Origin of the sequence: Limibacterium fermenti (assembly GCF_041902845.1) — a bacterium.
In the GTDB taxonomy this organism is placed as follows: domain Bacteria; phylum Bacteroidota; class Bacteroidia; order Bacteroidales; family Dysgonomonadaceae; genus Limibacterium; species Limibacterium fermenti.
Map to the genome: position 1 here is coordinate 3,320,289 of NZ_CP159486.1, position 12,672 is coordinate 3,332,960.

General features: G+C 39.9%; 6 protein-coding genes. 3 read left to right on the forward strand and 3 right to left on the reverse strand.

The annotated features are described in order from the left end of the window. Positions 1-15: 15 nt before the first annotated feature. Together ABNK31_RS14395 and ABNK31_RS14400 are read right to left on the reverse strand one after the other, a co-directional pair. Positions 16-3,072, reverse strand: coding sequence for a SusC/RagA family TonB-linked outer membrane protein (locus tag ABNK31_RS14395; RefSeq protein ID WP_418893158.1), 3,057 nt, complete (start codon positions 3,070-3,072; stop codon positions 16-18). Positions 3,073-3,711: 639 nt separating this feature from the next. Next, complete coding sequence (locus ABNK31_RS14400) at positions 3,712-4,848, reverse strand: redoxin domain-containing protein (RefSeq protein WP_418893159.1); 1,137 nt, start codon at positions 4,846-4,848, stop codon at positions 3,712-3,714. Positions 4,849-5,684: 836 nt separating this feature from the next. Here ABNK31_RS14400 and ABNK31_RS14405 point away from each other — a divergent pair. Continuing rightward, a complete protein-coding gene (locus ABNK31_RS14405) occupies positions 5,685-5,906 on the forward strand; it encodes a hypothetical protein (RefSeq protein ID WP_418893160.1) in 222 nt (73 codons plus the stop codon). Positions 5,907-6,854: 948 nt separating this feature from the next. Here ABNK31_RS14405 and ABNK31_RS14410 read toward each other — a convergent pair. Further along, positions 6,855-8,000 carry an IS110 family transposase gene (locus ABNK31_RS14410; RefSeq protein WP_418892990.1) on the reverse strand — a complete coding sequence of 382 codons (1,146 nt, stop codon included), beginning with the start codon at positions 7,998-8,000 and terminating at the stop codon, positions 6,855-6,857. 158 nt (positions 8,001-8,158) lie between these two features. Between ABNK31_RS14410 and ABNK31_RS14415 the strand changes: the two genes are divergently transcribed. Together ABNK31_RS14415 and ABNK31_RS14420 are read left to right on the forward strand one after the other, a co-directional pair. Beyond that, positions 8,159-11,197 (forward strand): SusC/RagA family TonB-linked outer membrane protein, encoded by a 3,039-nt coding sequence (locus ABNK31_RS14415; protein ID WP_418893161.1) that lies wholly within the window; start codon positions 8,159-8,161, stop codon positions 11,195-11,197. Between the two features lie 24 nt (positions 11,198-11,221). Continuing rightward, a complete protein-coding gene (locus ABNK31_RS14420; protein ID WP_418893162.1) occupies positions 11,222-12,670 on the forward strand; it encodes a RagB/SusD family nutrient uptake outer membrane protein in 1,449 nt (482 codons plus the stop codon). Positions 12,671-12,672 lie beyond the last annotated feature (2 nt).

The window sequence follows — 12,672 nt, forward strand, 5'->3', positions numbered from 1 at the left end:
TCTTCCATTTAAAAATTAAAAACTGATTTCTATCCCGAAAGTTACGTCTTTCAAAGGAGGCAATGCAAAACCGACAATTCCATTATAAGCAGACTCTGGATCATAGTCATCTGTTTTTGAAATCGTAAAAAGATTCGTAGATGATACGATAAGTCGTGCGGAGCTCAAATCAATTTTATTGATTACCGTTGCAGGCAAAGAATAACTCAAAGAAAGATTCTTCAATCGTAGATAGCTGGCATCAAAAAGCCATTTAGAAGAGCCGTAATTTCCGTAAGCATACCCATACGAACGTCTTCCATACGCTTTATCCGAATCTCCCGGTTTTTGCCATCTGTCTAATTGTCCTTTAGAAGGCAAATAAGTGAAATCGAATCTTCCGTTAGACATTGCTGGCCACCCTGAGTTATCATAAAAATTACCACCCCAAGAAAATGCCATCTGAGCACTCAAACTGAATCCTTTAAAAGAGAAAGTATTCAACCATCCGCCGGTAAGTTTAGGATCGGCTTTGCCGACAATCACACGATTCGCTTGTCCCGGATTTTTTGTAATTTCCTTTTCAAACGAGCCATCTTCGAGTTGCTTATTTGTGTACCATTGCTCTTCCCCTGTCTCGGGATCATATCCGGCATATTCCCTCGAATAGAAACTATAATACGCTTCGCCTTCGCGGGTAATAAACGGCGATCGGGAGGTATTGTCTTTTCCGCCGTAAATTTTGTTCACCTTATTCACATTGTGGGCAAAATTGATCTGCGTATTCCAAAAGAAACCCGACGGTTCTTTGCTCTTAAATACATCATAACCGATTGAAAACTCGATTCCCCTGTTAGACATTTCAGCCTCATTGCTCAAATAACTTGAGAATCCAGTGGCTTGCGAAACGGGGATAGAAGCTATCAAATCTGATGTTTTTTTATCATATAAATCCATTTCAAAAGTGAATGCATCCCATAATCTTACATCCAATCCGAAATTTAGTGTCTTTGATTTTTCCCATGACAAGTCCGGATTTGGGATTCTAGCCGGATACATCACGGGGTTTTTAGAATAACTTCCGGAAAGCGCATAGGTATTTTGTGATCCATACCAACTAGATGGAAGAGTTCCGCTTTCTCCATAAGAGAGTCGTAACCTTAAGTTATCTATTGCAGAAAGATTATCCTTAATAAAGGATTCTTCCGACAATCGCCATGCGCCAGATAAAGACCAAAAATTACCCCATTTATTATTTTCTCCTAATCTGGAACTACCATCTCGACGAAAACTGGCAGAAGCATAATATTTATCCGCATAGGAGTAATTTAAACGAGAGAATAACGACAACATTCTATCCGGCTGCGTAATGGAATAAGCTCCTGTAGGGATGGCAGCGCTACTCAAATCCGATATTTTATCGGAAGCAAAACCCTGACCGACGGCCTGTAGTTCCTTGTAATCACGTCTTTCCACATCCCATCCGACCAGAATATCGAAATCATGTGAACCTATTACCTTGTCATATGTGAGAAGTGACGATGAATACAAAATTTCATTTCCTGTACTATATTTTATAGTTAAACCATTCATACCTTCACCATTTCCTCCTGAAAAAGGCCAAACAGTAGTCGCATCGTTTGTTGTCCTTGAATAATTTAATGTCTGTTTGAATTTCAAGTTATCTACAATCAGATACTCACCCCATATAGAAGAGCGCGAATCGAATACACTTTGAGGGTATTTGTCTGTATTTGCACTTTGGACTAAATTTTCATATCCGCTCAGTAGTTCGCCATTATAATAAGATCCATCTTCATTATAAATAGGTATTGTCGGCCAGAGATAAGTACGAGTGGCATAATACGGATTGGCATAAGCTGTCCCTTCCATCACTCTCTCTTGCCCTACTTTAGATACAGACAGATTCGTACCTATCTTGAAGCGATCATTTACATCATGAGATAAGTTTACCCTCCCAGTATATTGTTGCGAATTGGATGTTTTGACCATTCCCTGCGTCTTGTTATAAGCAGCGGAAACAAAAAAATGGGTTTTATCATTACCTCCGGCCAAGTTAATCTCATATAACTGAGAAGAACCTTTTTTGAATAACGCTTTTTCCCAATCGGAATATTGTCCATTTTCAGGCTTTGCAGCATAATAATCAATGGTCCCATTCACTTCTTCCCAAATTTGTTCTTCTGTCCAGTTATCACCAACAGCGTCATTTATATAATTGTAATAACTTTCTGTCCATAATTCACGTAATTCATCTCCGCTTACGATTTCACGGCTTTTCACCGCCCAATCATTAAATCCGGCTTGCGCCTTGAAAGTAACACGAGTTTTACCTTTTTGCGCTATTCCCGATTTAGTCGCAATCAGAATCACACCATTGGCCGCTCTCGAGCCATAAAGCGAAGCGGCGGCCGCATCCTTCAATACGGTGATTGATGCAATATCGGAGGGATTTATAATACTGGATATACCTAAAGAACCCGGAGAGTCGGTAACACCCGAGATGGAAATATTTTCAGGAGACATAGGTATGCCGTCCACGACATAAAGAGGTTCTGTGCTTGCATTGATAGATCCTACTCCCCTGATGGATATTCGCTGTTGTGAACCGGGTTGTCCTGATGACGAAGATATTGTTACGCCTGATGCGGCTCCTTGCAACGCTTGTTCAAAAGATACAACCGGAATATCTTTGATGGTTTTATTATTAATAGTACTCGCAGATCCTGTGAAAGAAGATCGTTTTGTTGTTCCATAAGCAACAACCATAACCTCATCCAATAACTCAGAATCTTCCACCAATGTCACTCTCACATTTTCACTCACGCCAACTTCTTGCGGAACATACCCCACATACGAAACGACCAATGTTCCGTTTGCCGGAGCTGAAATTGTGAAATTCCCGTCAATATCGGTAACCGTCCCTTGCGAAGATCCTTTAACGGTCACCGTAGCCCCGATGACAGGTTCTCCTGCTTCATCCACCACCATACCCTGTACGCGTGTCTGAGCAGTCGCCAGCCCTATTCCCACAAAGAACAGGGTCAAAAACAATACTAGTTTTCTTTTCATAAACTCTACTTTTTAATTAAACTCTATTTTATAATCTTCAATTCAATCGTTACTCTACGATTTTACGTACGCTGTAGGGATTTTTCATATCCCCACGTGTGATTAACACACATACAACAATGACATTCTCCCTGCAAATATATATTAATTTTCAATAGCTATACAAATATAGAACTCTTATTTTGAAAAAACTTTCATTTTACCACAAAAATCAGGCAAAAAGATATACTTTACAGTCACCTTTTGGAAAATCGTTTATTTGTATTTCTTTTTTTAAGAAAAAGACACGCAACAACCTTCAAAAAGCAAGATGTCAGGACGGTATTTTTTAACTTTTACACGTTCTAACCCAAAACGAATGCAAATATAACTCTTTTGCCTTTTACTATGCAAAAAATTAATGTTAAAAATCAATTTTTTGATGCAAATCCATGCAATATTCTTCTCAAAAAGTAACCAATAAACAAAAAGAAATGTGCTTTTGTTTTTTTCAAGCAGAAAAAAAGAAGTAAGCCGGGGTAAATATCCGGATTACTCCTTTCTTGCTCAATAGTACTTATATTTCCGGCCTCATCTCCTCCTCATAAATTCGGATGGAGAGTCGTTTCTGATTCCGCTTCGGAATAACAACTGTCGGTTTTACTGTAAATACTTCTCCAACGCTTCGACAAGCTTATCTCCACGCAAATTCTTATCGATAATCTTTCCATCGGGATCCAGCAGGAAATTGGCGGGAATGCCCCTCACGCCATAGAGGGTAGAAGCGTCGTTTTTCCAGCCTTTCAAGTCGGAAACCTGCGTCCAGGCCAACTTATCATCGTGAATAGCCTTCAACCAATCCTCTTTCGACTCATCGAGGGAGACACCCAATATGGTAAAATTCTTATCCTTATATTTTTCGAAAGCCGACACGACAAACGGATTTTCATGACGACACGGTCCACACCAAGATGCCCAAAAATCCAATAAAACATATTTTCCCCTGAAATCCGACAGGCTCACAGCGGTTCCCACCGTGTCGTTTTGTGTAAAATCGGGAGCGATCTTTCCTACTTGCGTTGCCTTCAGCGTTTCGATACGTTTGGCATACGTACGCCCCAATATCGTATTCCTAACCTCCGGCGACAACAGGGAATAGACGGAATCGAACGTTTCCACCTGCGGATCATATCCGAGATAGACGGGGAGCGCTTTGGCCAAACTGATGAATGACTCTTTATGAGCCAACAAAAAGTCATAAGCGACCGCTTTTTCTTTCCCTTCAATCGCTTCCCAGCGTTCATTCAGTTGTTGCTGGAATGCTTCCGATTTCCGGTCTTCCTCCGAAGCGGAACGAAATTCGTTCTGCAATTCCGATTTTTGAGTCTGGAAGTCGGCCACCAACGAATCGTATTCCTGCGAGAGGGCATTCAGAGGGGAACCGGATATTTCGGCATTCTTTATGGAGTCGGGACTGGTTAAAGTAATCTTACCCTGTTCGACAAATAAATTCAACCGGTCTTCCAATTGGCGCGAGAAAGGTTGATTTCCATCATAATCAATGGCAATCGTCGCCGAGAAGGGCGCTTCATAAGCCCCCGAAAAGCGGAAACTGCCCTTTTCGATCAGAACCGAATCGATCACGTTTTCTCCCGAATCATTCTGGAACACTAAAAATGCCTTCGACGGTTTTCCCGTATCGGCAATGGTAGCCTGTATTTCATACTTGGCTTCCTGCTTTTGACAAGCCACTAAAACGAGCGCGCTTAACAGCGCAAAAAAGAGATTTTTTTTCATACTTATTCATTCATTACTTCATTATTAATTAAAAAAGCCCCTCCGAATCGCTATCGGAAGGGCTTCTGCCTGTATGTTGTAAGTTTTATACGGTCGCTGTCACTTTTTTACATACTCCATCCGATATCCCCTTTAAAAAAGGGCATACACATACAACACATATTCACAGAGAATGATGTGTGGTAAGCGCCGGGAATTCGAATAGAAGTTGTAACCATTGTTTAATAACGTTCCATATAATTGGAAACGGTTGCAAATATAAAGGATGTTTTTTAATCCTGCAACCAAATAGGAGAAAAAACTCCAAAAGAGACTTTTTCAATTTTTCTATATTCTATCGTACAATCTACAAAATAATTTTCAATAACCCATTGGCCTCCGAAGAAGTTTTCAGTACCGGGGCACCTTCTTCGTTAGTCGCTATTTCCAGCAGAACTATTTTGTAGTATTGCAGTTATCCGAAAAAACGAAAACCTCCGAAGAAACCGTGTAATAAACATAGAAAAAAATAAGGATTTCAATTATAAGTCCATATTTTTATTAATAAGCTGTGATCAAGAAGATAATTACAACTTTGAAGAATCTCAGCCTTACTATTTACTTAAAACAGAAATTTCCTCGGAGCAAATTGACGGAGATTGTCTTGACGTAAATACTATAGATTTGGAATTATTGAAGAATCTTAAAGATTCATGTCAGGTCATAATCAGAAGACACGCAAACGACCTTATCATTCCTTTTATCTGTGAGATGATTAGCGCTAATTTTGAGGAATTCATCAACTCGCATCCCTTTCTGGTAGTTGATTTTTGGGTTTCCGGAGTGACCCTTGCAAGATGCTAGCGCCTATTCTTGAAGAAACAGCAAATGAATTGCGAGGTTGTGGCGTTTTTGCTCAAGATTATATTAATGCATATCTAAATATAACCACTTTATACCAAGTACAAGATGTTCAAATCTTACTTTATTTTAGAAATGGAGTTCCTTCTGGTAGACGAATTGGCGCTATCTCAAAAGAGCAACTCCTTAAAGATATTTCTTTCCGGCTGACATCCTGATATAATGTAGAAATTTACTCTTCATCAATAAGCCGCAGTGCAACTATATTTTTTCGTCTTTTACGTTTATAAAAATACGCAGTAAAGGAAATCTATAGACATCCCCCCTTTTAGAGCTTAGTTGGTTTAGAACATTGCTTTAAGAGGACGACTAGAATCCGTTAAATGAGTAGTAAAATCAAAGTTCTGCGACTGTCCTCAGAATTGATCTAATACAAAAGTCTTTTATGGGGTATTATATTCTGAATCGACATTAAAGGACAACTGCTCTCAAGATGTATCTCTATCTGAATGTGATTCTTGAGCATAAATAGAATCGTGAAATGTTGCCAAAATAACAGCAACAACGCTTACTATTAGTATATTTTTTCTCAACATATCTCCCTAAATTTTATCAATCCTTTTTATTGCGACAAAAAGATGTTAATATTGTGCAATATATAGACAAAAAGCCTGACATTCCAAGTCACTCCGGCAGACGGATTGGTTATTGGCTAACGGCTCTCAATCCTCTTCTATCGTGAAATCACGTGCTTTCAAACAGCTATTAATAATAGCGTTTTATTCGTGAAAATATTTAAGCTATTATATTCCTATAAAAGAATACGATGCATAGAATGTCGCTATTTTATAATCCCAAACAAGAAATAATTCGTAAATTCTTAACACCTCTGTAATATAATTTATCTATATTTCCTCTATAAATCGAATAAAAAAGTATGCGGAAGTGTCTTGAGAAGGTATATATTTGTTGATTAAGAGCATACCAATCGGGATGAATGCTTTGGGGCTTCCATCAAAAACATTAATTTCCTCTTCGAACTCTTAGGTCTCTTGCTCGTGTCCAAAAGTGATTCCCTGCGAGAGTCAGTTTGCAAAACGGGGTAATGTATCCACCACAAATATAGGGACTTTACAAGGAACCCGTTATTTCTTTGTGACAGTTATTCAGGCAACTCCAGTGCTGAGTTTCTGCATGTATTCCTTGTCAAAATATTCATCCCTGGAGAGCAGTGACCAGATAATGACCAGCAGGTGGCGTGCTATGGCTACGGTACACTTCTGCTGCTTCTTGCCCCGTTGCCTCAACCGCCAGAACTTGTTGTAGAATATTGATCCCCGTGTCCTTGATGCTCCCCATGCCGCTTCCATTAAAGCTTTACGCAGATATTTGTTTCCGTGCGTGATTTTCCGGCTTTTGATCTTTCCCGCACTTTCATCGTTGCGGGGCCTGAGCCCCGCCCATGAAACCAGGGCGGCCGCAGTGGCGAACAGGGTCATGTCGGTTCCTATCTCGGAGATGATGATGGCGGCCGACTGCTCCTTGATGGCCGGGATGCTTTGCAACAGCGTGAATGCCCTGTCATAATGCTTTTTGCATAACTTGACCATTTCAATAAGGCATGTCTGTTTCTGTGCCTGGTGCATCTTTAAAGCCTCCATGTATTGTTTGAGCAAATCGATATCGGCCTGTTGGACGTAACCTTCGAGGGAATCACGCACCGTGTCGCGGCCATGCTTGTTCAGGGTCCTGCCGTGTATGAGCTTGACCAGCTTATCTGCCGAGCGTTCCCCTTCGAGCAGGGCGCCCACGACTTTTTGGTAACTTTTGCCGTCTATGTTGGAGACATAGTTGCTGATGCGGATATTACAGCTTTGAAGGATCATGTCGACGCGTTGTTCACAGCGTATGATATCCTTGTTTAACTCGTTAATGCGGCGACCGTACAGGCGTAGTTGCTGGATCATCGAGTCAGGGACAAAACTGTTCCGCACCAGTCCTTTCAACAGGGCCGTGGCAATCCATTGGGCATCCTTCACATCGCTCTTGCGCCCGGGAAGTTGTTTGAGGAACTGGGGATTGACAAGGTACATCCGGAAATCCTTCTCGAGCAAATGCCAGACCGGTTTCCAGTAAATGCCGGTACTCTCCATGCAAACTTCACTCACGTAATGGGACTTGAGCGTATTGCACAACCCTTTAATCTCACGGGTGGAAACTCCAAACTTCCTTTCACTTTTTTTGCCCTGTTCGTCCAGAATACACATGAATATGCTATCTTTGTGGATGTCAAGGCCGCAGACTGTTCTCATAATGTTATGTTTTTAAATTAAACTTTGTGCCTAGAGCACGTTAATTACTTATAGAACGCTGTGGCCTTGATTTTTATTTGCTCGTGTATAAAATCTCGACTTTTTTATTTAAGTTTGTGGTTTTAAATGTTCAATTAGGTTATATAATCACTTTATTTATGCGAATTAAAAAGAGATTTAGGTATTATCATTATTTATTCGTTATAGGCATCTTGTTTGCTAATTTCAATTTTATTTTTGGTCAAAATTCACTACTGACAGGTAAGGTGACCGATACGAGTAATGAACCTCTTATTGGTGTTAATATTTTACAGAAAGGCACCCACAACGGTACAATTACGGATATCGAAGGAAATTTTTCAATCAATTGTCCCGCTGATGCCGTTTTGGTCTTTTCTTATATGGGATATCAAAATCAAGAAGTAGTCCGCAATGGAAGAAGCGCAGTACAAATGGTTTTGGAGTTAGACAGCAAAATGCTCGCTGAAGTAGTCATCAAAGGAGCCTATGGGACGGTTCAGAAACGATCCGACATGGTAGGCTCTGCCTTTCAGCTAAACGCAAAAGAGTTAGAGGGATTACCCGCCAATAGGATAGACAATATATTGGAAGGGAGAATACCCGGTCTAACCGTAACACCGAATTCGGATGATGCCTCGAGTACAAAGTCGAGACTTTTTGTAAGGGTTCGCGGTGAAGGCTCCATGTCCGCATCTAACGAACCTCTATGGGTCGTGGATGGCACCCCGATCTATTCCGGCGACCGGACAAACATGATTCCCGGTATTAGCACTTCAATCAGCCCTTTAACTTATATCAACCCGAACGATATAGAAAGTATTACCGTATTAAAAGACGCAACAACCACATCTATTTACGGAGCGGATGGAGCAAACGGCGTAATTCTGGTTACGACCAAAGGAGGCTACGCAGGGGAAAGGAAAGTCAGACTCTCGCATCAAACAGGCATTTCAAAAATAAATCAAAGTACGCGCTTCAAGGTTCTGAATGCTAAAGACTATTTATTATTGGCAAAAGAAGCCTTTGTGAATTCAGGCAGGGATTTAAAATATTTTCCTTTTCAGGATAATACGTCTAACTCTTATTCATCTGCGAATACGGATTGGTCAGATGTTTATTATGACACCGGTTATTATTCACAGACTAATTTATCAATACGGGGCGGGACTGATAAAATTACATATTACGTCTCCGGGTCCTATTTAGATAATAAAAAGACAATCATAGGAAATACACAGAGCCGATTTTCTATAAGAACAAATATTGATGTAAAGTTATCTAAGGATATTACCTTCTCCCTGAATAATACATCCTCTTATAATGTAAATGACGTATTCGTTCCGGGTAATGATTACTATGAGTTCCTACCTATATACACGCCTTATAATGAGGATGGGACTATGAGACTTTATAATACTTCATTACAGGGTTATGATAATGCCGGCAACCCTACTTGGAATAGGTCCATCTTTCGGAACTCTGTGGCGGAAAGAGAAGAAAACGATAATAATCAAAAGGCTTATGTTACAAACACCAATGCTAAGTTGGATTATCAAATTTTGCCCGGCTTAAAATCTGTTACCCAATTAGGGATTGACAATCAAAATATTAATGAGGAAACATACAATGCAAAAACGAATTGGTCGGGTATGTCAAGTACCGCTTCAACAGGTTATTCATACAGAAATAATTTTAACTTGTTATCTTGGACTGCTATTCAACGATTTAATTACAATAGAATTTTCGGCAAACATCTGGTAGGCGGTATATTGGGATTTGAAGCAAGATCCAGTGATTCAAAAACATTAGGCGCAAGAGGGTCAGGATTTATCAATGATAAAATAAAAGAAGTTTCTTACGCAGTAGAGCGAAAAGGGTCCAGCGGAAGAAGTACGTCACGATCGCTATCTTATTTTGCACAGGTAGCTTATTCTTTCGATTCACGATACTATTTAACCATTAACGCTCGTAGGGACGGCAATTCGGGTTTCGGGTCGGATGCCCAATGGGGAGATTTCGGCTCTATCGGCTCCTCGTGGAATATTCATAACGAGGATTTCTTCTCATCCGATGTCATCAATATACTAAAACTGAAAGCAAGTTTTGGCTCGAACGGAAATTCCAGAATTGGTTCACAAGAAGCATTGGGAATATATTCTTACAGCGAAAGCGATAATTATATGAACGAATTGGGCGGAACCATGTCTGGAAGTCCAAATAAAAAATTGAGTTGGGAGACCGCTTATATGACAAATGTTGGATTGAGGATCGGATTATTCAATAAAATAGATATTGATGTAGATGCATATAATAAAAAGACGGTTAATTTATTAAGTAACTTGGATGTTTCAAGAACATCAGGAGATACCCGGAGTTATAGGAATTCCGGTGAAATCTTAAATCGGGGTATCGAGGCTACGATTGAAGCCCGCCTTATCGATACGGATAAGACATTCTGGAGTTTAAGTCTAAATGCATCTCACAATAAAAATAAGTTACTTGAACTCTATAATGGTATGGAAAAAGTAATGGGTAATAACATTTGGAAAGAAGGCACGGACTTAAATACTTTATATTTGGTAAGGTGGGCAGGCGTTGACCCTCGAGACGGGGCACCTCTATGGTATGATGTCAAAGGCAATGTAACGCGAACGTATAATGCAGCCAATAGAGTGGCATGGAAATCGACTTCCCCAATTGTGACTGGAGGCTTAACTTCTGATGTTATTTATGGACCCTTTTCCACACGAATATCGCTATCCTATGTGATTGGTGGCTATAGCTTTAGTTCTTTCGGCAGAAATGTCATGTCCGATGGGTTATATATCATGTCTGAAAATCAATCGGTCAATCAATTGGACCGATGGCAAAATCCGGGAGACGTTGCTCTATCACCGAAGCCAATTTGGGGCACTTCTACAAAATCAGTAATGAATTCCACCCGACATGTGTATAAAACGACCAATATAAAATTAACGAATGTATCAATTTCATACTCGCTGCCGAAGTCTATTAGTCAACGGATTGGAGCGACCTCATGTATGGCGTTTGTTACCGGAGACAACCTTTTGGTTTGGACACCGTATGACAAAAAAGATAGAAACAGCTATAAACAGTCGATGATCGGATATCCTTTAGAAAGCACGTTTTCAGTAGGATTAGATTTATCTTTTTAAATTTACAATAAACTTATAGAAACTATGAATATAAAACTAAAGATAAGAACTAATTTAGTCGTATCGTTATGTATTCTCACTTTTTCTTTCACTTCTTGTCAAGAGTTTCTGGAAGTGGAAACGGTAGGCAGAACAACTATTCCTAATTTCTTCTCCACAGTAGACGGGCTAGAAGCCGGATTAACAGGAGCGTATAGCGAGATGTATAACTATTACTCTTCCGAATTTTATAAGTATCCCGAAGTTGCCGGAAACATGGTGGATCTGAATACCGTTTCCGGCGAAACGAATATTGATATGATTAACCAGTTTAATTTTATATCCGATCCGGAACAGGAAGCAGGAGTAGTAGGTTATATATGGAGAAAAATTTTTAAAGCACTCGCCAACGTCAACAATATTATCGAATACTGCCCGATTTTATCCGAGCAATTTCCTAATCAGATAAAGCAAATCGAACGAGTGAAAGCGGAGGCGCTCTGTCTAAGGGCTATTTGTCATTTCGACTTATGCAGGGTATATGCTCAGCCGTACAATTACACGACCGATGCGTCGCATTTAGGGGTTCCGGTGTTATTGGTAACGCCGGGACCGGATGACCTCCCTTCGCGTGCTTCCGTTAAGGATGTATATGACCAGGTAATTAAAGACTTATTAGAAGCTGAAGAACTTTTTGCCGACACCCCTATGAAAGATGCGTATCATGTTTCCAAAAAAGCGGTTCAGGCTCTTTTAAGCCGGGTGTATCTTTATAAAGAGGATTGGGATAACGCGATCCTCTATTCTACAAAGGTTATCAACGATTCTGAACTTGCTTATAACGACGATTATTTAGCCATGTATAACAATCTGATTGCAGGCAAAGAAGCGATTCTCCGATTAAATGGCACATTGAAGAGTAAGTCTTTAGGAACTACTTTTTATGCCGTTAGCAGTCCTTTGGCAATGCCTGCAGATACATTAATGAGTTTATTTCAGGATCCCGAAGATATAAGGCTAAAACTATTTAAGAGAACGGGGGCAATAAGCTTTGTAACAACAAAATATCATATTACAATTGATTTTACCCCCGAAGAAGAGCGTTATGATCCTTTCATTTTGAGAGCCTCCGAAATGTATCTGAATAGAGCTGAAGCCTATTCAAACAGAAATGAGCTTGATAAAGCGTCGAAAGACTTGGCTCAATTAATCGCCCGGGCGTTAGACAAACAACCGAACGAAATAGACATTCTTTTCGACTCAAAAGAGAAATTAGATGAACAGATAAAAAAAGAGAGGGTGAAAGAATTGTGCTTTGAAGGACATAACTTTTTTGACATCATAAGAAGAAAGGAGGATTTGGTACGCGGCCAAAGCACTGCTTCCAATGTGAAGTTTTTGCCTTATCCGAATGATCTTTTTATTTTACCGATTCCTCAAATGGAATTGGATGCCAATACTAATATGATAGGAAATCCAACTGTAAATAATTAAAT